The sequence below is a fragment of the Asanoa siamensis genome (assembly GCF_016862555.1).
Lineage (GTDB): Bacteria > Actinomycetota > Actinomycetes > Mycobacteriales > Micromonosporaceae > Asanoa > Asanoa siamensis.
This window is the reverse complement of the sequence record NZ_BONE01000020.1, coordinates 66,093-86,020: the sequence shown is the minus strand read 5'-3', so window position 1 is coordinate 86,020 and position 19,928 is coordinate 66,093. Positions and strand designations below refer to the sequence as shown.

Below are 19,928 nucleotides of genomic sequence, written 5' to 3'. Positions count from 1 at the left end.
ACAGCTTGGTCGGGCTCGCGTACGTCGGCCCGGCCTTGCTGTTCGTGCTCGTCTTCACGGTCTATCCGCTGGTGCGGATGGCGTGGATGTCGCTGCACAACTGGTCGCTGATCACGCCGCCGCGCTGGGTCGGCCTCGACAACTACACGCGGGCGTTCGACGACCGGCAGTTCTGGGTGTCGATCCGGTTCACAATGGAGTACACGCTCGTCGTCACGCCGCTGCTGATCGTCGGCGGCTACCTGCTGGCGCTGCTGCTGGCCCGCAACACACCGGTGCGCCGGCTCACCCGGACCGTGGTGTTCACCCCGGTCGTCATCGGCCTCGGCGTCTCCAGCCTGCTCTGGTACTGGCTGTTCAGCGCCGACTTCGGGCTCGTCAACAAGGTGCTGCTGGACCTCGGCGTGATCAGTGACCCGGTGGTCTGGCTGGGCGTCGACGCCGACCGGTCCAACCTCGCCATCATCGCGTCCGTGGTGTGGAAGGTGATCGGCTTCGGGATGATCCTGTTCGTCGGGGCCATCCAGGCGATCCCGACCGACATCACCGAGGCGAGCCTGGTCGACGGTGCCAACGCGCGGCAGCGGGTCACCCGGATCATCCTGCCGCTGACGCTGCGCACCGTGCTGCTGGTCACCCTGCTCAGCGTCATCGGCTCGCTGCTCGCGTTCGACCAGTTCTACATCATGACGGCCGGGCAGCCACAGAACGAGACGGCGACCTCGGTGTTCTTCGTCTACCTGAACTCGTTCCCCTACCTGCGACTGGGGTACGGGGCCGCGTTGTCGATGCTCCTGGCACTGGGCATCCTCGCGTTCACCGTCGTCCAGTTGCTGCTGACCCGGCGGAGTCACGCATGAGGCGCTATCTGGTCGCCGCGGTCTGCCTCGCGATCGTCACGGTCATGCTGCTCCCGCTGGTGTTCTCCGTGCTGGCCTCGCTGAAGCCGACCGCGGAGGCGGCCGCGTCGCCGCCGACCTACTGGCCCGACGCGTTCAGCCTCGACAGTTACCAGCGACTGTGGACATACCAGCAGGGGCTGCCGACCTACCCCTGTTCAACAGCCTCTGGACGGCGGTGCTGACGATCCTGTTCACACTGCTGCTGACGGTGCCCGCCGCGTACGGGCTGGCGCGTTTTCCGGTGCCGGGCAAGGAGGTCATCTTCGTGGTGCTCCTGCTCGCGCTGATCGTGCCGTACCAGGCGCTGTTGACGCCCATGTTCCTGATGTTCGCCAATCTCGGGCTGACCAACTCGTTGGTGGGCCTGGCGGTCGTGCACACCGCGATCCAACTGCCGTTCTCGTTGTACGTGCTGCGCAACAGCTTCGCCGCGGTGCCGCGGGAGCTGTCGGAAGCGGCCATCGTGGACGGCGCCTCGTCCTTGCAGGCGCTGCGCCGGGTGTTCCTGCCCGCCACCGTGCCGGCCGTCGTCACCGTGGCGCTGTTCGCGTTCATCATGAGCTGGAACGAGTTCCTGGGCGCGCTGGTCATGATGAGCAAGGGCTCGACGTTCACGCTGCCGCTGGTGCTCGCGGCCGCCCGCACCGAGACGAGCCTCGGCGGCACCGACTGGGGCATGCTCCAGGCCGGCATCACGATCTCGGTCGTCCCGTGTGTGGGCGTCTACCTGCTGCTGCAGCGCTACTACGTGTCCGGCCTGATGAGCGGAGCAGTCAAGTGATCGAGCGCGAGGTGTCGTCGACGGCCGCGGTGCTGCCGTCGGTGTCGTCGTTGCGGCCGCTGGGCGCGGACCGGGTGGTCGTCCACGGTGGATTCTGGGGGGAACGGCTGTCGACCAACCGTGCCCGGACGATCCCGCACGGCTACGCGCAGCTCGGTGCGGCCGGCACCCTGGACAACCTGCGCCTGGCCGCAGGGGCGTCCGGGGTCTACCGGGCCAGCGCGGACTCCGGCGGGGCGGTGCTGCCGTTCCTCGACTCCGACGTCTACAAATGGCTCGAGGCGGTGGGTTGGGAGCTCGGCCGCGGTCCCGACCCGGCGCTGTCGGCGGCGGCCGACGAGGCGATCGCCGTGGTGGCCGCGGCCCAGCGGCCCGACGGCTACGTCAACAGCTTCGTACAGGTGCTGCGGGACGGTCGTTGTTACGAGGACCTGCCGTGGGGGCACGAGCTGTACTGCCTCGGGCACCTGATCCAGGCGGCCGTCGCGTGGCAGCGGGCACTCGGCGACGAGCGGTTGCTGCGGATCGCGCTGCGGGCCGTCGACCACGCGGAGGCCGCGCTCGGCGCGGGTGGGCGGGACGGCATCGACGGGCACCCGGAGATCGAGATGGCGCTGGTCGAGCTGGCCCGGACGGTGGGGGAGCGGCGCTACCTGTCGCTCGCCGCGCGGATGCTCGACCTGCGCGGGCACGGGTTGCTGGGCGACGGGCGGTTCGGGCCCGCGTACTGGCAGGACCACGCACCGGTGCGGGAGGCGGCGGAGGTGGCCGGCCACGCCGTGCGGCAGCTCTATCTCGACTGCGGCGCGGTGGACGTGGCGGTGGAGACCGGTGACGCGGACCTGCTGGCCGCGGTGCGGCTTCGTTGGGACGACATGGTGCGGACGCGGCGTTATCTGACGGGGGCGTTGGGCAGCCGGCACCGGGACGAGGCGTTCGGCGATCCGTACGAGCTGCCGCCCGACCGCGCCTACGCGGAGACGTGCGCGGCCATCGCGAGCGTGATGCTGGCGTGGCGGCTGCTGCTGGCGACGGGTCAGGCTTGCTACGCCGACGACATCGAGCGCGCGATGTTCAACGGCGTCCTGTCGGGGCTGTCGCGGTCGGGCACGGAGTTCTTCTACGTCAACCCGTTGCAACGCCGCACGCACCGCACGTACGAGTCGGACGGCCACGGCCGGCGGCGTCCGTGGCAGGCGTGCGCGTGCTGCCCACCCAACCTGATGCGGCTGCTCAGCTCATGGCCGCAGTACGTGGCGACGGGCTCGGTGGACGGTCTGCGGATCCACCAGTACGCCGGTTGCGCGGTCCGGGCCGGCGATGTCGAGGTGACCGTCCACACGGGATACCCCTGGGACGGGCGGGTGGTGGTCGAGGTGGTCCGGTCGCCGGGGGAGCCGTGGACGCTGTCGCTGCGGGTGCCCGGTTGGTGCTCCGGGGGGACGTTGTCGGTGCCGGGGGAGGGGCCGGCACCGGTGGCGCCCGGATACGTCGACCGGACCCGGGTGTGGACGGCGGGCGACCGGGTGACGCTGGACCTGCCGCTGCCGGTCCGCCGCACGGACCCGGAACCACGGGTGGACGCGGTACGGGGGTGTGTGGCGTTCGAACGGGGCCCGATCGTCTACTGCGTCGAGGAGGCCGACCTGCCCGCCGGGTTCGACCTGGAAGGCGTGCACGGTGCCGCCTCCGGCGAGGCGGTGGCGGTGCCGCGTCCGGACCTGGGCGACGGGGTGGTGGGCCTCGACGTCCCGGTCGAGGGCGGCTCGGTGCCGGCGGTCCCGTACCACCTGTGGGCCAACCGCGGGGTCGGCGGGATGCGGGTGTGGCTACCGCGCTGAGCGCGGGAGCGGGCGCGGTCTGTCAGCGGCGGCGGGGGCGGGCTGTCGACTCGCGGATGACGAGTTCTGGTTTGAAGATCTCCAGGTGCGGGTCGCGGGCGTTGTCCGGGTCGCGGGCCAACGTTACGGCCAGGTTGATCGCGTGGCTCACGATCTTGGCCGTCGGCATCCGGGAGGTGGTCAGGGCCGGCACCGTATGACTGGAGATCTGGATGTCGTCGAAGCCGACCACCGACAACCGGTCGGGCACTGTCGCGCCGACGCTGTGGGCGGCGTGGAGTACGCCTACCGCGATCAGGTCCGTGGACGTCGCCACCGCCGTGGGTGGGGTGGGGAGTGCCATCAGGCGGCGGAGGGCCGCGTCGCCCCCGGCCATCGTGTTGGGGCAGCGTTGCAGGTAGCCCTCCGGCACGCCGCCCAAGCGGTCGTGCATGAAGTCGGTGTACGCGGACTCGCGTACCCAGAAGTCGCCCGGCAGTTCGGCGGAGAGGAAGGCGATCCGTTTGTGGCCCAAACCGGTCAGGTGGGCCAGGCCCGCCTGGATGCCCGCCCGGTCGTCGGTGTCCGCGCTCGGGAAGTCGAGCGGGCTGGTGCCCTGCCAGAGCGCCACCACCGGCACCCGCGACGCCCGCAGGTCGTCCAGGAGCTGCGGGTGCACCCGCACGTCACCGAGCAGGACGATCGCGTCCGTGTGTCGCGTCTCCAGCACCGACGTCAGCGGGATGGCCTCCGAGAGCGCCGGGTGCACGTGGCCGAGGACGACGTTGTAGCCGTGCCCCATCGACTCCTTGACCAGCGCCTCGATCGCCTCGGCGAAGAACGGGTCGCTGAAGTCGCGGACGACCACGCCGATCAGGTTGGTGGACGCCCCGCGCAGGCCCCGGGCGAGCGGGTTGGGCCGGTAGCCGAGCCGGCGGGACGCCTGGATGACCCGCTCCCGGGTCGCCTCGGCGATCGGCACCCGGGTCTCCACGCCGCTGAGCACCCGGGACACCGTGCTCTGCGAGACCGAGGCGGCGGCGGCGATGTCCTGCATCGTGGGGACCGGCCGGCGCGCGGCCACCGGAGGAGACCCAGGCTCCGCGACAGCAGGCGAATCAGAAGGCGAACCAGCAGGCGAAGCTGACGGGCGGCGCCGGCGGGGCGGGGGTGCCATGCGAGCACCGTACCCCGTCGATGCGGTCATACGATTGCATGCAGACGAAAACGGCGCCGCGGGGCTGATTCGGGCGAGCGAAGAGAGCGCTATGCGGGCATCAGGCCGGAACGGCAGCGGGGGCGGCCGGCCGGCGGCCGAACCGGAACGTCACGTCCGGCATCCGGCGCAGGCTGCGGATGCCCCAGGCGGCGCAGACGCCGATCATCACGACCGTCAGCAGGCTGCTGAACACGCCCCGGGAGAGCACCGCGAAGTCCAGGCCCATGTGCAGGAACCCGATGCTCATGCCGGCGTCGACCAGCCGGCCGAGGCCCCAGAGGGCGGCCGTCTGGATGAACACGCGGCGCAGCCCCGGGTGGGTCTGCAGCGCCACCGGCAGCGAGACGAAGTCGCGGGCCAGCCGCATCGTGATCGGCCGCCCGAGCAGGGCGCTGCCGAGGAACAGGATCGCCATGAACACCGAGGCGATCACCGGCTGCACGAAGTAGACCAGGGCGCTGGACAGCGCCAGGGCCACCAGGGCGCGGGCGCAGAGGGCGCCGGCGCAGACGAGCAGCGTGCCGGGAAGGTGACGGCCCGCGATGAAGCGGATGCCCACCGTGAGCGCACACCACCCCAGGACGGACAGCAGGGCGGGAAGCAACCCGGCGGTGTGCAGGATCAGGTAGAGGAGCCCTGTCGGCACGAGCACCGTCTCCGCGAACAGCCGCGCGGCGCGCACCAGCGCCGGACGGATCGCGCCGACCTCTATGACGTGACAGGCTTCGTCTTTACAGAGAGTCATGGTTCCCGGGGGGATCGGGGGCTATGGAGCCCTCACGTTAACCCATGCTCCCGGTCCGCGCGACCACTGGAAGCTGCGGAAATGCTGTGGATGCCGGCTCAGCCGATCTCGAGCCGGGAGATGAGGCCGTCGCGCAGCGTCACTCGCATGTCGCCGGTGCCGTTGAACCGCCGGCTCGTCGCGCGGATGGTGATCACGTAGGCGTCGCCGCCGGCCGCGGTCCACGAGAGCAGTTCGAACCGCATCCCGACCCCGATGTTGTCGGTGCTGTCCCAACTGCGGACACCGTCGTGCCCGGTGAACTCGCGGCCGTAGTCGCGGACGTAGGCGTCGTCGGTGAAGGCCGCGACGAACGCCTCGGTGTCGCCCGCGTTGGTCGCGTCGATGAAGGTGCCGATCGCGGCCGGCGGCTGCTCCTGGGTCATGTGATCCACCATCGCACGGCGGCGGGCCGCGTCACCCGTCCAACACGATCCGGCCGTACGAGACGAGGGTCCGCAGGTTGGCCAGGGTCACGATGCCGCGCCATTCCGTGCGGGCGGCCGCGCCGGGCGGGTCCCAGGCGATCGGCCAGCCGCCGTCGGGTTGCTGGTCGCGTTCCATCCGGTCGAGGTGGGCCTCGATGACCTCGTCGGCGAAGAGCGCCCGCCAGCGGCTGTCGGCCGACGGGGCCACGGTCAGCGGGGAGAGGCCGTAGCTGTCGTCCGCCGGGTCGAGGTTGAAGTAGGCGGCCGAGGTGAGGGCGGCGCGGACCGTGGCGGCCGCCGCCGTCGCCCGGTCGCGCTCCGGGGTGTGCGCGAGGAACGTCAGGAGGGTACGCAGGGCGTGGGCGTCGGTCGGCAGCGTCGCCTCGTCGAGCCGGGACCACGTGTATGTGGCGGCCTCCGCCAGCCACGGGTGCGCGACCCCCAACTCGTACAGCAGGCCGGCGATCCCGGCGGTGGGGTTGACGTCGGGTTCGTAGGCCCAGGCCGCCCAGTGCTCGGCGCGCGGGTATCCCTCGATCACCGGGAACGCCAGCGGCACCGCCCCGCCGGTCGAGACGCCGGCGAGATAGTCGCAGGCCCGCTGGATCATCGGCTCGTCGGTGACGCCCGCCGTCGCCATCGCCGCCAGCGCGCACTCGACGTCGATCGGCAGGCTGGCCGGGCAGCGCTTGTCGGGCTCGAGCCCGTGGCCGAAGCCACCGTCGTCGTTGGCGTAGCCGCGCAGGGCCTCGATCACGCCTCGGCCGGACGCGCCCTCGAAGCAGGTGGCGAACAGCCGTCGCTCCAGAAGCCGGCCCTCGCGCCGCAGGAACTCCCGTCCCGCGTGGAATCGCTCGTTCATGACCGCGACGGTACGGCCCGGCGGGCGCGCGGGTATTGAACGAATCGGACCCATCCCCGCCGTTGCCGCCACGCGCCGGCGATCCGGCACCCGACGTAGATCAGGAAGGAGATCGTCGTGACGTACGGGCTGATCGGGATCGTGCTGCCGAGTGCCAGCAGGATGCCGCCGAGCACCGAGGTCGTGGCGAAGACGACGCTGAGCAGCGCGACCAGCCGGGGCGCGGCGGTGACCCGCATGGCCGCGGCGGCCGGCGTGCAGACGACGCTGAGCACGAGCAGGGCGCCGACGATCTGCACCGACATCGCGACCGTCAGGCCCAGCAGCACCATGAAGACCGTGGACAGCGCGGCGACCGGCACGCCGCGGGCGGCGGCCAGCTCCGGGTCGGTGCTGGCGAAGGCGAGCGGCCGCCAGACCACCGCGAGGGCGACCACGACGACCGCGGAGGTGACCAGGAGCCAGGACAGCTGCGGTGTGTCGACCGCGACGATCTGGCCGGTGAGCAAGCCGAACTTGTTGGCCGAGCGTCCCTTGTAGAGCGCCAGGAAGAGCACGCCGAGGCCGAGCCCGAACGGCATCAGCACGCCGATCACGGAGTTGCGGTCGCGGGCCCGAGTGCCGAGCAGCCCGATCACCAGCGCCGCCAGCAGGGACCCGGTCAGCGAGCCGAGCACGACGTTCGCGCCGAACAGCAGCGCGCCGGAGGCGCCCGCGAAGGAGAGCTCGCTGATGCTGTGCACGGCGAACGGCAGGTCGCGCATCATCACGAACGTGCTGATCAGCCCGCCGACCACGCCGAGCACCGCGCCGGCCGCCAGCGAGTTGTGCACGAGCCCGAGGAGCTGCCCGTAGTCGGCGAAGTCGAAGACCTGCCCCCAGACGCCGTCAGCCATGCTCGTCCGCCGCGGGTATGCCGGCCACCAGGATCCGCCCGTTGACCCTGACCACCTCGACGGGTACGCCGTAGAGCCGGCTCAGGGCCGCCGACGTGAACACCTCCTCGACCGTGCCGACCTGGAAGCCGCCGCCGGCCAGATAGAGCACCCGGTCCACATAGGGCAGCACCGGGTTGATCTCGTGCGTCACGAACAGCACGGCGGTGCCGCTGCGCCGGCGGCGCCGGTCGACCAGGGCCGTGATCGTGCGCTGGCTGGCCAGGTCCAGCGAGAGCAGCGGCTCGTCGCAGAGCAGCAGCCGCGGGTCGGCGACGAGCGCCTGGGCGATCCGGACCCGTTGCTGCTCGCCGCCGGAGAGCAGCCCGATGGGCTGGTCCGCGAACTCGGCGGCGCCGACCTCCGCCAGGGCCGCGTCGACCGTCGCGGCGCGACCCCGGGCGCGGCCCAGGCCCCACCGGTGCCCGTCGAGGGCCCTGGCCGACCACGTCGCGCGCGCGCAGCGGCGTCAACGGGTCGATGCGGCGCTGCTGCGGCACGTAGCCGATCTCGCGTGCGCCGCGCCGCGGCGGCCCGCCGGCCACCCGGACCGTGCCCGTGCTCAGCCGCCTCGTGCCAAGCACTGCCCGCACCAGGCTGGTCTTGCCCGAACCGTTCGCGCCGAGCACGGCGACGAACTCGCCGGGCTCGACGCGCAGGTCCAGCCCCGACCAGAGGTGGCGGCGCCCGATGCGCAAACCGGCGCCGGCGAGCTCCAGCATCAGCCCAGCGCCGTCTTGACCGCGGCCAGATTCGCGCCCATCCACGTCACGTAGTCCGAGCCCGCGGGCAGCGTCTCGGTCACCGGCACGACGCCGACCTGGTTGTCCTTGGCCGCCTGGAGCACCTTCTCGGTCTCGGGGCCGGTGGTCTGCTCGTTGTAGGCCAGCAGCGCGACCCGCTTGCCGGTGAACAGGTCGAGGGTGTCCTGGAGCACGGCGGCCGGCACGTCGGTGCCCTCCTCGATCGCCTCGCTGAACTCCGCGGGCGTCCTGTCGGTCAGCCCGCAGGCCTCGAGCAGATAGAGCGGGACGGGCTCCGTGACGGCGACACCGGCGCCGCCGTGCGCGGCCTTGATCTCGGTCTCGGTCTGCTCCAACGCCCGCAGCTTCTGCTTGAACGTCGCGACGTTGGCGGTGAACGTAGCGGCCTTGCCGGAGTCCCTTTCGGACAGCGCCCTGCCGACCTCGTCGGCCAGCTTGCCCATCGACGGCAGGTCGTACCAGACGTGCTCGTTGAGATCCTCCCCGCCCTTGCCGGAGATCGTGACGGCGTTGAGCACCTTCGCGTCGCTGTCGGCCGACTTCAGCATGGTGTCGACGAAGTCGTCGTAGCCACCGCCGTTCTCGACGACCAGGTCGGCCTGGGAGAGCGCGAGCTGGGTGCGGGTGTTGGCCTCGTAGGAGTGCGGGTCGGCCGACGGGTCGCTGATGATCGAGGTGACGGTGACCGCGGCGCCGCCGATCCGCACGCCGAGGCCAACAACGCCACCGACAACAGCCCCGCGCCGACCAGACCCGCGCGTGTGTGAACCACCGGAACCGCCACCCTCTAACTGATAATGATGTTCATTACCAGCGAAACGCTAGACGACCCCGACGCGTACGCACAAGGGTTATGAAAGTAATTTCCATTTCGGTGGTCGTATCCGCATATCGCCATGTCTCATTCGAAGTTCAAGCGGTCCTCGAAGCCCTCCGCGCGGAGCTGGGCGCCGATCCGGCGCAGGGCGTTGCGCAGGCGCCACTTCGCCGTGCCCTCCGGGATGTCGAGCTCCTTCGCCACCTCGCGGTAGGTCAGCCCGCGGTAGTAGGCCAGCAGGATCGCCTGCCGGTGCGGTGCCGGCAGGTCCGCGATCGCCTTACGCACCTGCTTGCGCGCGGTCGAGGCGAGCACGTCGTCCTCGAGCAGCGTCGGCGCCGGGTCCATGGTGGCCAGTCGGACGCTCTCGCGGGCGTCGCGGCGGCGGATCCAGTCGATGCCGCGGCGCCGGGCGATCAGCAGCAGCCAGCTCCGCAGCGGCGAGCGGTGCGGGTCGAAGTGCTCCGGCCGCCGCCACAGGTCGACGAAGACGTCCTGGGTGATGTCCTCGGCGGCGCCCCGGTCGCGGGTGACGTGCAGCGCCATCCCGAAGACGACGGGGCCGTAGGTGTCGTAGAGCTCCGCGAGGGCCGGCTCGGCGCCGGCTATCAACCCGTCGCGGAGCCGGACGTCGTCGGGATCGGGAAGACCGAGCACGTCAGTCACAACCCATCGTCGCGGCGACGGTGAGGAGGTCGACGGCGGCGCCGCGGTCGCCGCCGATCTCGGCGCTGTCCGGCGCGCTGGCCAGCCGGCCCGCCACCAGCCGGCAGAAGCGCTCCGCCGGCATCGTCACCTCGGCGACCACCGTGCCGGGCGCTGCCGTCGGCGCGAGGTCGACGAGCCGTGTGCCGCCGCCCGGGCCCGTCAGCACGAGCCGCACCGCCCAGGCCGGACGCGCCCGGCCCGCCGCGGCCATCGCCTGGGGGAGCAGTCCCGCGGCGAGGTCCGCGATGTCGGCGAGCTGCCGCGCGTCCGGCGTGCGCGGCGGCAGCCCGAGCACCACCCGGACGTCCTCGGCGTGGATCCACGTCTCGAAGCCGCGCTGCACCAGCGCTTCCCGCAGCGACCGCCGGACCGCCGCGCGGCCGGCCAGCGACACCGGCCGGTCCAGGCCGGCGTCCCACCCACGGAGGACGTCGACGATGGCGCCGGCCTGCCGGTGCCAGCCCGCGCGCGGGTCCGCCTCGAGCGCCACGACCTCGACCCCGGCCGCCGCCGCGACGGTCGCGTCGTTGGCGCGCAGGTGCACCACGAGGTCCCGGACCGAGCGGTGCGGCCCGGAGGCGACCAGCCACTGCGGCCGGGACAGCCGCCGCAGCAGCCCGTCGAGCTCGCTGACCCGGTCGCCGTAGAGCGCGCCGAGCCGCCGCGCCTCCGCACCGGGGCCGGCCGGGCCGGCCGGTGCGCGGGCCGCCCGGGCGGCGGCCAGGACGCGCGTGCGCAGGGTCGGCGCCGGGGTGCGCGCGGTGGCCGTGCCGACCCACTCCGCGACCCGGCTCAGCTCGGCGGCCTCCTCGGCACAGGCCGCGCAGTGGCGGGCGTGCGCGGCGAAGGATCGTTCCTCGTCCGGCGTGCAGGCGCCGATCGCGTAGGCGCCGGCGAGATCGCCGGGGTGGCCGTCGTCGGTCATCGCGCTCCTCGGTTCCCGTATCGATGGCGGTGAGCGTAATCAGATTTCCCCCGAAAGCTGCCGGGTCAGGGACAACGGCGGCCTTCGCCACGCATACGCACGACCGCCCGATCTGGACGGCTCCCGGTGAGGTGAATCACGACGGCCGTCTGTCCGCGCCGGGCGGGCGAACCTCCCGTGACCGTCCCCGTTCCGTGAGGAGTCGCCGCATGCGCAGATCCCGCGTCGCCCTGCTCTCCGTGGGCACCCTCGTCGCCGGCCTGCTGGCCGTCGCGCCCGCACCCGCACCCGCACACGCCGACCAGCGGATGCCCGAGCTCCGGGCGCCGGCGTCGGTGGTGCGGGACGTCGACGGAGTGCCGCACCTGACCACCACCAACGCGCACGACCTGTTCTTCCTCCAGGGCTGGGTGCACGCCGACGACCGGCTGTTCCAAATGGACGTGGCCCGCCGCCGCGTCTCCGGGACCCTGGCCGAGCTGATCGGCGGCAGCGCGCTGCCCAGCGACGTCCAGATGCGCACGCTGGGCATGCGGCGGGCGGCCGAGCGCGGGCTGGCGGTGCTGTCGGCGCCGACCCGCGAGGCCCTGCGGGCGTACGCCGAGGGGGTCAACGCCTGGATCGCCCGCAACCGGCTGCCGGGCCAGTACGCGGCCGCCCAGGTCACCCGGGTCCAGGCGTGGACGCCGGTGGACAGCCTGGTCGTCGCCAAGGGGCTCGCGTTCGGCCTCTCGTTCGATCTCGACATCGACCGCACCACGGCCGTGCGGGCCTACACCGCGGCGGGCCTCGACGGGCACACCGCGTGGTTCGGGGACCTGTCGCCGTTCCAGCCGTTCACCACCGCCTCACCGGTGCTCGACTCCACCGGCCGGCCCGCCGCGGCGCCCGCCCGCGGCCCGACGGCCGCCGCCCGCGACGTCCCGGCCGGCGTCGCCCGGATGGCGGCCGACTACCTCGCGCGGGCGGAGCAGGCGCCGCTGATCGCCGCCGCGCTCAACCGCTCCGGCGAACGCGGGTCGAACACGTGGGTCATCGGCGGCCGGCACACGGCCACCGGCCGGCCGATCCTGGCCAGCGACCCGCACCTGGGCCTGGAGTTCCCGGCGATCGCACACCCGATCGACCTGACCGGCGGCGGGTTCGACGTGCGGGGCGACAGCCTGCCGGGCGTGCCGTTCGTGATCCTCGGCCAGAACCGGACCGTCGCGTTCGGCTCGACCCAGCACTTCGTCGACGTGACCGACACCTTCGTCGAGCAGATCCGCGCGGACACCGCCTCGCCGAGCGGTCTGTCCACTGTCTACAGGGGTCGGCTCGAGCCCGTCCTGGCCATCGACGAGACGTTCCGGGTCAACCCGCGCGCACCCGGCCGGACGGACGCGCTCGACGTCGTGCCCGCCGGTGGCGCGATCCCGGCGCGTACGCTCATCGTCCCGCGCCGCAACAACGGCCCGCTGCTGACCGTCGACACGGCGGCCGGCACCGCGCTGTCGGTGCAGTACGCCGGCTTCTCACCGACCACCGAGGTCGAGTCGTTCCGGCGGATGAACCTCGCCCGTGACGTCACGGACTTCCGGGCCGCGTTGCAGCACTTCGACCTCGGCGGGCAGCACTTCGTCTACGCCGACGTGCGCGGCACCATCGCCTACTTCACCAACGCCGAGGTGCCGGTCCGCGAGGACCTGCAGGCGGGCGCCGTCCGCGGCAACCCGCCCTACCTGTTGCGCGACGGCACCGGCGGCAACGAGTGGCTGCCCGTGCGCAACCCCCAACCCCACCAGGCGCTGCCGTACGAGATCCTGCCGTTCGACGAGCTGCCCCAGGTGGTCGACCCGCCCGCCGGCTTCATCGTGTCGGCGAACAACGACCCGACCGGCACCACCTTCGACAACGACGTGCTCGACCAGCGCCGGCCCGGCGGCGGCATCTTCTACCTCAGTTTCTTCCACAACGGTTTCCGGGCCGGCCGGATCACCGCCATGGTCCGCGCCGCGATCGCCCGCGGCCGGGTCACCGCGGACGACGTGATCGCGATGCAGGCCGACGTGACCGCGCTGGACGGCCAGTTCTTCACACCGTTGATCACCGGAGCGCTCGACCGGGCCGCCGGCAGCGGGACGCCGGAGTTGGCGGCACTGGCGCGGGATCCGCGGGTCGTCGAGGCGGTCGGCCGGCTCGGGAAGTGGCGCCACACCTACCCGACGGGCATCGCCGAGGGGTACGACGCGAGCGACCGCGCCGGCCGCCTCGAACCACCGTCCCGGCAGGAGGTCTAGGAGAGCGTCGCCGCCACGATCTACGTGCTGTGGCGGGGCCGGTTCGTCGGCAACGTGCTCGACCGCCCCGTGCGGCGGATCTCGCCGGCGCTGCCGGTGGCCCCCGACTTCCACGCCGTGCTGGCGTTGCGGCGGCTGCTGGTCGACTTCGAGGCCCGGCGGGGAGTGGGCCGGTCCGGCATCGACTTCTTCGCCGTGCCGGGCATCGCGGACGCGGCCGAGCGGCGGGACTATCTCGTGCTGCTCAGCCTGCGCGAGGCGCTCGCGCTGGCCGCGAGCGACACCTTCGCGGCCGCGTTCGGCAACTCCACGAACCAGGTCGACTACCGCTGGGGCAAGCTGCACCGGATCACGCTGCCGTCGCCGCTCGGTGCGCCGTACACGGTCCCGTCGGCGGGCAACCGGTTCACCTCGCCGCTGCCGGGGCTGCCCGGCATCCCGATCGACGGCGGCTACAACGTGCCCGACGTGTCCGGCCATCCGCTGCGGGCCGACGCGCCGGACCGGTTCACCGTCGGGCTCGTGCCGGCCCGCCGGTTCGTGGCCACCGCGACGGCGGCGGGCTGGCGGTCGGTGAGCTCGCTGCCCGGAGGGGTCAGCGAGGATCTCGGCGGGCCGTTCGAGCAGAACCTGCTGCGCGGTTGGCTCACCGACGACACGTACCCGATCCGGTCGCAGGCTCGGGATCTGGTCGGCGCGGTCCACTCAGTGACGCTGTTCCGGCCGTGAGGGAAGCGGGTCCCCGCGGGTGCCGGCCCGCGGGGACCCGTTCGTCACGCGGGCACGTAGGTGACGACCGGCGCGAACTGGCCCTGCCCGTCGCGCCGGAAGATGCGCAGCGCGACCAGGCGGCCCTGTTCGTAGCCCTCGACGCGCAGCTCCGTGGCGTCCGCGACACCGGTCACCAGCGTGCGGGTGTGCTCGCCCAGGTCCACGGTGTGCCGTGGCCGGCCGTCGGCATGGACGTCGGCGCGGTCCACGTGCGCCGCCTCGAACTCGATCGCCACCCCGTCGGCCGACTCCTTGAGGCCGATCCCGAACCGCCGCGGCCGGCCGTGCTCCCGCAGCAGGCCGGCGGCGAAGGCGAACAGGTCGACGTTGTCGCCGACGAGGTCGGCGCGGGTCGTGCGGTGCACCCGCTCCGGCTCCACACCGAAATCCTCCACGGGTACGCCGACGTTGCGCCCCACCCGCAACGTCCGGCGGATCGCGACGGACAGCCCGGTGCCGCCCGGCAGCCGCCGGTACGGGCTGTCGGCGTCGGCGGCGAGTGTCCCGAACAGGTGCCCGTGCTGCCAGACGTTGGCGCCGCCGGCGCCGGTGTTCGCGTCGACACCGAGGATGTCGCCCACCCGGTTGTCCTGGAAGCCGGCCGCGAACCGGTCGGCCGCCGAGTAGACCAGCGCGTCGGTGAGCAGCAGGACCGGCCCGATGTACGCGTGCGGCACCTGGCACAGCTCGGCGTGCGTCGTGCGGGGCACGCCGGCCGAGTACACCGCACCGCTCTCCACCGCCTGCTCCATGGACGCCCGCCACGGCCCGAGGTCCTCGCCACCCGGGCCGGGGCCGCGGCAGATCCGCAGGTTCAGCGGCGAGACGATGAACTGCAACGGCTGCGACTCGATCCGCGACGCGGTCAGCGACTGCAGGACGAGCTCGGCCGCGACGGGGTTGCCGCCGCCGTTGCCGCGGATGTCCACGACGACGCCGCCCGCGGGCATCTGGCCGAGCAGCCGGATGAACTCGTTGACGAATCCGGCGACGTCGTTACCCGGCGGGGTGAACTCGCGGATCCGGATGTGGCCGATCTCGGTGCCGGGCACCGCGCGGGCCTCGAACGCCCGGGCGAAGGCGCGCGTGACCGGGATGCCGTCGGACACCGCGACCGGGGCCTGCCCGTCACCTTCCTCGATCACGGCGAGCACGTTCGGGGCGAACAGGCGGGTGCGCAGCCAGGCCAGCCGGGCCGTCTCGATGTCGAGCTCGAGGTCGGGGCCGCTCTCGACGCGCGCGTCGCGTACCTCGCTGTCCTGCTGTGGCAACGCGACCCGCCAGCGCTCACGGGCCTCCCGGCGCGCGCCGGCCGCGTCGAGGTACTCGACCAGGACGAACTCCTCGTCCGGCGGGCCCGAGAAGCCGAGTTGGCGCGTCGTGAACCGGGTCAGCGCGCGGGCGGTGCGGGCCGCCGGGTTGGCGCCCGGCTGCCGATCCGCGAACAGGTCGACGGCGCGGTCCATCGGCACGCCGTTCCACGTCAGCAGCTCCACGTGGGCCGGGATCGTGCTGCCCTCGCCGGCCGGGATCGCCATGAACGCGCGCCGGCCCTCGTCGAAGAACTCCTTGACCCGGAAGGGCAGGAACGCGACCGCGCTGGCGTACGGTTCGGGCATCACGTACCGCGTGTGCAGGTCGCGCAGCGAGTCGAAGATGTCCTTGATCTCGGCGTGGAACCGCCAGTCGGGTTCGTCGGCGACGCCGGCCCGGGACAGTCGGGAGACCACCAGTCGCAGGCGCTGCACGGGGTTGAGGGCGTAGCGGGCGTTCTTCAGCGGCAGGTGCGCGTAGTTGCTCTCCAGCAGGACCATGGCCTGCCGGGCGATGAGGAGCTTCTCGTCGACGGTCAACCGCCGGACGCTGCTCAGGAAGCTGCGCAGGTCGGTCGACTGCTCCAGTGCGGTGGTCACGGCGTCCCCCTAGCTGACGGCGTCGGCGATGCGGGTCGCGACGGGCTCGTGTCCGAGGTAGTGCGTGATGGAATGCGCCTTCCCGGCCGGGTTGTCGACCTGGAGGTCGACCAGTTCGGGTCCGTAACGGCCCAGCAGGGGGTGGCCCAGGGCGACGAAGTCGTCGCGGTCGTAGACGGCCAACCAGTCCGGCACCCCGGGGTGCGCGGCGCCGCCGGCGAGCAGGTTGCGGAAGCAGGCGTCCAGGCCGAGCGGCGAGCCGAGCGTTACGAGCAGCCGGGTGCGCGCGCGGACCGCGGCGTCGCGCAGCAGGTCGTGGACGACCAGACCACCGAGGCTGTGCCCGAGGATGACCAGCGGCTCGTCGCCGGGCGGCAGGCTGGCGCGGACCACGTCGAGGACCTCCTGGCGGGCGACCTTGAAGTAGACCGCGACGTCGGGGAGGAACGACTCGATGATGGTCTGGTCGACGCGGGTACGGTCGGCGATGAGCCGCAACAGCCGGCGGGCACCGGGGATCCGCAGGATGCCCTCCTCGACCTGCTCGTCGGTGCCCTCCGTCCCGTCGATCTCGGCCGCCATCGAGCCGAGGAGGTCGGACTCGACCTCGGCGATCTCGGCGGGCATCAGCGGGTCGACGGGCAGCGCGTCGATGCTCTCGATGACGAGGCTCGTGCCCGCCTGGACGGCGCGCAGCCGGCTGCGCTCCAGCACGTCACCGTAGAACGGGAAGGCGATCCGGTCGGGATCGATGGGCTTGCGCCCGGCGGCGGTGAGGCCGAAGTTGAGCCCGGCCGCCCAGCTGTCGCGCAGCCGGACCGGGTCCTTGCCGTGCTGGTCGCGCCCGTGGACGCAGAGAATGCGTGTCATCGGCTGTCTCCGATCGTGGCTGGCCCGCGGTCACCGTAGGCGCGCCGGGCCCTGTCGAGATATGGAGAACGGCGCGCCGCCGCCTGATACACCCCACCGGGTACGCGGCTTCGCGCGCTCTTCGGTGGGCACCGCGCGGGTTCCGAGGATGGCTATGATGCGGGCTCATGACGAGTGGTTCTCACGATTCCGTGCCCCAGCTGGACACGAGCGTTCCGCACAGCGCGCGGGTCTGGAACTACTGGCTGGGCGGCAAGGACAACTTCGCCGCCGACCGCGAGGCGGGCGAGCGGGTTCGCGCCGTCTTTCCGGCCATCGTCGACAACGCCCGCGCCCAGCGCGCGTTCCTGGGCCGGGCGATCGGGTTCCTCGCCGCCGAGTGTGGCGTGCGGCAGTTCCTCGACCTCGGCACGGGCCTGCCCACGGCCGACAACACCCACGAGATCGCGCAGGCGGTCGCGCCGGAGTCGCGGGTGGTCTACGTCGACAACGACCCGCTCGTCCTGGTGCACGCGCGGGCACTGCTGGCCAGCAGCCCGGAGGGCGCGACGTCCTATGTCGACGCGGACGTCCGCGACACGGAGACGGTGCTGCGCGAGGCGGCGAAGACGCTCGACCTCGACCAGCCGGTGGCGATCATCATGCTCGGCATCCTGGGCAATATCCCCGACTACGACGAGGCACGCTCCATCGTGGCCGACCTGGTGGCGGCGGTGCCGGCGGGCAGCTACCTGGTGGTCAACGACGGGACCAACTCGAGCGACGAGATCGCCCAGGGGGCGCAGGCCTCGACCAGCGCGGGCGGCCACGCGTACGCGCTGCGCACCCCGGCCGAACTCACCGCCTACTTCGACGGCCTGGACCTGCAGGACCCAGGTGTCGTGCCGACGACCCGCTGGCGCGCCGACGACCCGGGCGCCAGCCTCGACGGCTACGCCGGAGTGGCCCGCAAGCCCTGACGCCGACTTGACTCCGGCGAAGCGTGGTCACGATGACGAGCCTCGAGATCACCGTCGAATGGAGTGCGGGCGCGCGCCGGGTGGCGTGGGGTTGGCGCGGCGTGCGGGTCGAGAAGCACTTCGCGGCGGCGCCGATAGCCGTCGCCGGGTGGGGCGATCCGGTGAGCGTCGTCGTGGTCGAGCCCTTCGGCGCGGGTGGCCGGCTCGACAACGCCGTCGTGTTCGGGGTGGACGGGGTCGAGCGGCTGCGGTTGGTTCCGCCGGACGTGCCCGTGGAGCCCTTTCGGCTGCTGGGGTTCTACGCGGTGTACGTCAGTCGGGGCGTGCTCACCGCCGTCTTCTCCACCACCGTCGGTGACTACTGGGGGGTGCCCGACCTCCGGACCGGGCTGGTGCGGGTGGTGGGGCGATGGCGGTGAGACGGTGCTGCCGCCGTTCTCCCGCCCCTGGGTCCTGTCCTGTCCGACGGATGGGACCTAGGCCGCCGGGATGTCGTAGCCCGACGCGATGTTCAGCGTGGTCGCGAAGGTCAGGTACATCAACCACAGGCCGACCAGGATGTGTACGGCGCCCAGGGCCTTCTCGCCGACGTTGACCGTCTCGCGTCCGTCCGTGAGTGTGCGGACGCCGACCTTGAAGCTCGCGAAGAACTCCGCGATGTAGACGAGGGCCAGGCCGATGAAGAGCACCCCGAGCGGCCAGCCGCCCGCCAGGAAGAAGACCGTGGCGCCCAGGACCGAGATGATGACGAACGGGATCGACATGAAGCCGTTCGGGCGGGCGTCGGCGCCGCGGGCCCGGTTCCAGCCCAGGGCGAACCAGTGGATGCCGTACGCGCTGAACGCCAGCGCCGCCATGTAGGTCGCGCGTACGTCCGTGAAGACCGGGAACCAGGTCAGGCCGATGAACAGGATCACGCCGACCAGCGCCTGGCAGAAGCCGGGCAGCCAGACGCCCCAGATGCCGGTGGCGCGGTCGACCTGCGGGTCACGGCGCGGGAAGCCGAGGAGCTCCTGCGGACCGTAGATCAGGTAGCCGGTACCCAGGCCGAAGAACCCGAGCGCCACCGGCAGGAACATCGATTCCGGGAAGACGGACACATAGTGAGTATCGGTCAGATTTCAGGCTTGAAATCTAAATTTCAGGAAAAAGCCGGCATGATCTCGTCGTGGATCAGCTGGAGCTGCTCGTTGACCGACGCGACGTTGTCGAGGTCGCGGCCCATCAGTGCCTTCACCAGCGCGGCATCGGTGATCGCGAAGATCAGGTGGTTGACGCCGGCGTCGACGATCTCGCTGCGCAGCTTCGCCACACATTCCTCCGGCGTGCCCGCTACCGACAGCCGCTCGGCGATCTCGGGCCGCGTCAGCTCGATCGCGCCCGCCAGGTCGCCCTTGCCGAGCGCGTCGATCACGGGCGCGAGGTCGGCCGGGTCCACGCCGTTGCGGCGCAGTTGCTCGTCGGGCATCGACGAGGCGTAGAGGCCGACCATGCTCCGCGCGGCCTCCTTCGCCGCGGCCGAGTCACGGCCGATCGAGAACACGATCCAGGCACCGATGTCGAGGGACTGCCAGTCGCGGCCGGCCTTCTCGGCGCCCTTGCGGACGTGCGAGACCAGATAGTCGTACGCCTCGCGGGTGTAGCTCAACGCGTGGTGCACGCCGTCGGAAACCTCGCCGGCCTTCTGGAACGAGCGCGGCCCGCGCATCGCGCCCAGCAGCAGGGGCAACCGCGGCTGCACCGGCCGGGCGAAGGTGAACAGGCCCGTGTATTTGTAGAACTCGCCCTGGAAGTTGATCGCGCCCTCGTCGAGCAGCGTCCGCATCACCTGGTGGGCCTCGAGCGTGCGGGACAACGGCCGGGTCTGCGCCCAGTCGATGTGATATTGCGCCAGGAGACCGAAGTTGCCGCAGGAGATGACGCACTCCGCCCGCCCGCCGGTCAGCTCGTCCAAGGTGGCCGTCGCCTGCGCGATCAGCGTCGGCTCGCGCAGCACGACCCCTGACAGGCTCGGCCCGAACCGGATGTTGGTGGTCTTGTCGGCGGCCGCCGCGAACAGCAGCCACATGTCCTTGTGCCACGTCTCGTCGGCGGCGTAGCAACCGTAGAAGCCGAGCTCGTCCGCCTTCTTGATGGACTCCATCGAGTCGGCGAGCGGGTAGTCGGGAAGCATCACATAGCTGAACCTCAT

19 protein-coding genes and 2 pseudogenes are annotated in these 19,928 nt (G+C 72.1%); 7 read left to right on the top strand and 14 right to left on the bottom strand.

Annotation, left to right across the window (positions count from 1 at the left end; genetic code table 11):
- Positions 1-5 precede the first annotated feature (5 nt).
- The 4 genes from Asi02nite_RS14610 to Asi02nite_RS14595 are packed head-to-tail and all read left to right on the top strand — an operon-like array spanning position 6 to position 3,524.
- Positions 6-860 carry a carbohydrate ABC transporter permease gene (locus Asi02nite_RS14610; protein ID WP_239126720.1) on the top strand — a complete coding sequence of 285 codons (855 nt, stop codon included), beginning with the start codon at positions 6-8 and terminating at the stop codon, positions 858-860.
- Positions 857-1,084, top strand: coding sequence for an ABC transporter permease family protein (locus Asi02nite_RS14605; protein WP_203713309.1), 228 nt, complete (start codon positions 857-859; stop codon positions 1,082-1,084). Before Asi02nite_RS14610 ends, Asi02nite_RS14605 begins: the two co-directional genes overlap by 4 nt.
- Positions 1,078-1,683 (top strand): carbohydrate ABC transporter permease, encoded by a 606-nt coding sequence (locus Asi02nite_RS14600; protein ID WP_203713308.1) that lies wholly within the window; start codon positions 1,078-1,080, stop codon positions 1,681-1,683. The genes Asi02nite_RS14605 and Asi02nite_RS14600 overlap by 7 nt, the downstream gene beginning before the upstream one ends.
- Positions 1,680-3,524 (top strand): glycoside hydrolase family 127 protein, encoded by a 1,845-nt coding sequence (locus tag Asi02nite_RS14595; protein ID WP_239126719.1) that lies wholly within the window; start codon positions 1,680-1,682, stop codon positions 3,522-3,524. Before Asi02nite_RS14600 ends, Asi02nite_RS14595 begins: the two co-directional genes overlap by 4 nt.
- 22 nt (positions 3,525-3,546) lie before the next feature.
- On the opposite strand, the gene Asi02nite_RS14590 is transcribed toward Asi02nite_RS14595, so the two are convergent.
- The 10 genes and pseudogenes from Asi02nite_RS14590 to Asi02nite_RS14550 form a co-directional block, all read right to left on the bottom strand.
- Positions 3,547-4,560, bottom strand: coding sequence for a LacI family DNA-binding transcriptional regulator (locus tag Asi02nite_RS14590; protein WP_203713306.1), 1,014 nt, complete (start codon positions 4,558-4,560; stop codon positions 3,547-3,549).
- A 220-nt stretch (positions 4,561-4,780) separates the two neighbouring features.
- The gene (locus Asi02nite_RS14585; RefSeq protein WP_203713304.1) at positions 4,781-5,467 is read right to left on the bottom strand and encodes a DUF3159 domain-containing protein; all 687 of its coding nucleotides are present in this window, start codon (positions 5,465-5,467) and stop codon (positions 4,781-4,783) included.
- A 98-nt stretch (positions 5,468-5,565) separates the two neighbouring features.
- Positions 5,566-5,892: a nuclear transport factor 2 family protein gene (locus tag Asi02nite_RS14580; protein WP_203713302.1), complete on the bottom strand. Its 327-nt coding sequence runs from the start codon at positions 5,890-5,892 to the stop codon at positions 5,566-5,568.
- A gap of 31 nt (positions 5,893-5,923) precedes the next feature.
- Positions 5,924-6,796 (bottom strand): hypothetical protein, encoded by an 873-nt coding sequence (locus Asi02nite_RS14575; protein WP_203713300.1) that lies wholly within the window; start codon positions 6,794-6,796, stop codon positions 5,924-5,926.
- Positions 6,793-7,692, bottom strand: coding sequence for a metal ABC transporter permease (locus Asi02nite_RS14570; protein ID WP_203713299.1), 900 nt, complete (start codon positions 7,690-7,692; stop codon positions 6,793-6,795). Before Asi02nite_RS14570 ends, Asi02nite_RS14575 begins: the two co-directional genes overlap by 4 nt.
- A complete protein-coding gene (locus Asi02nite_RS43065) occupies positions 7,685-8,062 on the bottom strand; it encodes an ATP-binding cassette domain-containing protein (protein ID WP_505605630.1) in 378 nt (125 codons plus the stop codon). Before Asi02nite_RS43065 ends, Asi02nite_RS14570 begins: the two co-directional genes overlap by 8 nt.
- Before the next feature lie 196 nt (positions 8,063-8,258).
- Positions 8,259-8,453: pseudogene (locus Asi02nite_RS42755) on the bottom strand (ATP-binding cassette domain-containing protein); the annotation flags it as partial.
- A complete protein-coding gene (locus Asi02nite_RS14560) occupies positions 8,453-9,202 on the bottom strand; it encodes a metal ABC transporter solute-binding protein, Zn/Mn family (protein WP_203713297.1) in 750 nt (249 codons plus the stop codon). The gene Asi02nite_RS14560 and the pseudogene Asi02nite_RS42755, both read right to left, overlap by 1 nt.
- 194 nt (positions 9,203-9,396) lie before the next feature.
- A complete protein-coding gene (locus Asi02nite_RS14555) occupies positions 9,397-9,978 on the bottom strand; it encodes a sigma-70 family RNA polymerase sigma factor (protein WP_203713296.1) in 582 nt (193 codons plus the stop codon).
- On the bottom strand, positions 9,971-10,945 hold the full coding sequence (locus tag Asi02nite_RS14550; RefSeq protein WP_203713295.1) for a maleylpyruvate isomerase mycothiol-dependent enzyme family protein: 975 nt from the start codon (positions 10,943-10,945) through the stop codon (positions 9,971-9,973). Before Asi02nite_RS14550 ends, Asi02nite_RS14555 begins: the two co-directional genes overlap by 8 nt.
- A 23-nt stretch (positions 10,946-10,968) precedes the next feature.
- Here Asi02nite_RS14550 and Asi02nite_RS14545 point away from each other — a divergent pair.
- Positions 10,969-13,953: pseudogene (locus tag Asi02nite_RS14545) on the top strand (penicillin acylase family protein).
- Between the two features lie 44 nt (positions 13,954-13,997).
- Here Asi02nite_RS14545 and Asi02nite_RS14535 read toward each other — a convergent pair.
- Together Asi02nite_RS14535 and Asi02nite_RS14530 are read right to left on the bottom strand one after the other, a co-directional pair.
- The gene (locus tag Asi02nite_RS14535) at positions 13,998-15,908 is read right to left on the bottom strand and encodes a S41 family peptidase (RefSeq protein WP_203713291.1); all 1,911 of its coding nucleotides are present in this window, start codon (positions 15,906-15,908) and stop codon (positions 13,998-14,000) included.
- A gap of 9 nt (positions 15,909-15,917) precedes the next feature.
- On the bottom strand, positions 15,918-16,778 hold the full coding sequence (locus tag Asi02nite_RS14530) for a lipase family protein (protein WP_203713290.1): 861 nt from the start codon (positions 16,776-16,778) through the stop codon (positions 15,918-15,920).
- Positions 16,779-16,945: 167 nt separating this feature from the next.
- Here Asi02nite_RS14530 and Asi02nite_RS14525 point away from each other — a divergent pair, with 167 nt between their 5' ends.
- Positions 16,946-17,737, top strand: coding sequence for an SAM-dependent methyltransferase (locus tag Asi02nite_RS14525; protein ID WP_203713289.1), 792 nt, complete (start codon positions 16,946-16,948; stop codon positions 17,735-17,737).
- A gap of 32 nt (positions 17,738-17,769) precedes the next feature.
- Positions 17,770-18,156: a hypothetical protein gene (locus Asi02nite_RS14520; protein ID WP_203713288.1), complete on the top strand. Its 387-nt coding sequence runs from the start codon at positions 17,770-17,772 to the stop codon at positions 18,154-18,156.
- Positions 18,157-18,213: 57 nt separating this feature from the next.
- Here the strand turns inward: Asi02nite_RS14520 and Asi02nite_RS14515 are convergent, their stop codons facing one another.
- Positions 18,214-18,837, bottom strand: a complete 624-nt coding sequence (locus Asi02nite_RS14515; RefSeq protein ID WP_203713287.1) for a hypothetical protein — start codon at positions 18,835-18,837, stop codon at positions 18,214-18,216.
- 41 nt (positions 18,838-18,878) lie between these two features.
- On the bottom strand, positions 18,879-19,928 hold the full coding sequence (locus tag Asi02nite_RS14510; RefSeq protein WP_203713286.1) for an LLM class flavin-dependent oxidoreductase: 1,050 nt from the start codon (positions 19,926-19,928) through the stop codon (positions 18,879-18,881).

Coding starts and splice junctions, on each gene's coding strand:
- Asi02nite_RS14605 (WP_203713309.1), top strand. CDS start 857: ATGAGGCGCTATCTGGTCGCCGCGGTCTGCCTCGCGATCGTCACGGTC.
- Asi02nite_RS14590 (WP_203713306.1), bottom strand. CDS start 4,560: ATGCAGGACATCGCCGCCGCCGCCTCGGTCTCGCAGAGCACGGTGTCC.
- Asi02nite_RS14585 (WP_203713304.1), bottom strand. CDS start 5,467: ATGACTCTCTGTAAAGACGAAGCCTGTCACGTCATAGAGGTCGGCGCG.
- Asi02nite_RS14580 (WP_203713302.1), bottom strand. CDS start 5,892: ATGACCCAGGAGCAGCCGCCGGCCGCGATCGGCACCTTCATCGACGCG.
- Asi02nite_RS14575 (WP_203713300.1), bottom strand. CDS start 6,796: ATGAACGAGCGATTCCACGCGGGACGGGAGTTCCTGCGGCGCGAGGGC.
- Asi02nite_RS14570 (WP_203713299.1), bottom strand. CDS start 7,692: ATGGCTGACGGCGTCTGGGGGCAGGTCTTCGACTTCGCCGACTACGGG.
- Asi02nite_RS14550 (WP_203713295.1), bottom strand. CDS start 10,945: ATGACCGACGACGGCCACCCCGGCGATCTCGCCGGCGCCTACGCGATC.
- Asi02nite_RS14530 (WP_203713290.1), bottom strand. CDS start 16,778: ATGACACGCATTCTCTGCGTCCACGGGCGCGACCAGCACGGCAAGGAC.
- Asi02nite_RS14525 (WP_203713289.1), top strand. CDS start 16,946: ATGACGAGTGGTTCTCACGATTCCGTGCCCCAGCTGGACACGAGCGTT.
- Asi02nite_RS14520 (WP_203713288.1), top strand. CDS start 17,770: ATGACGAGCCTCGAGATCACCGTCGAATGGAGTGCGGGCGCGCGCCGG.
- Asi02nite_RS14510 (WP_203713286.1), bottom strand. CDS start 19,928: ATGAGGTTCAGCTATGTGATGCTTCCCGACTACCCGCTCGCCGACTCG.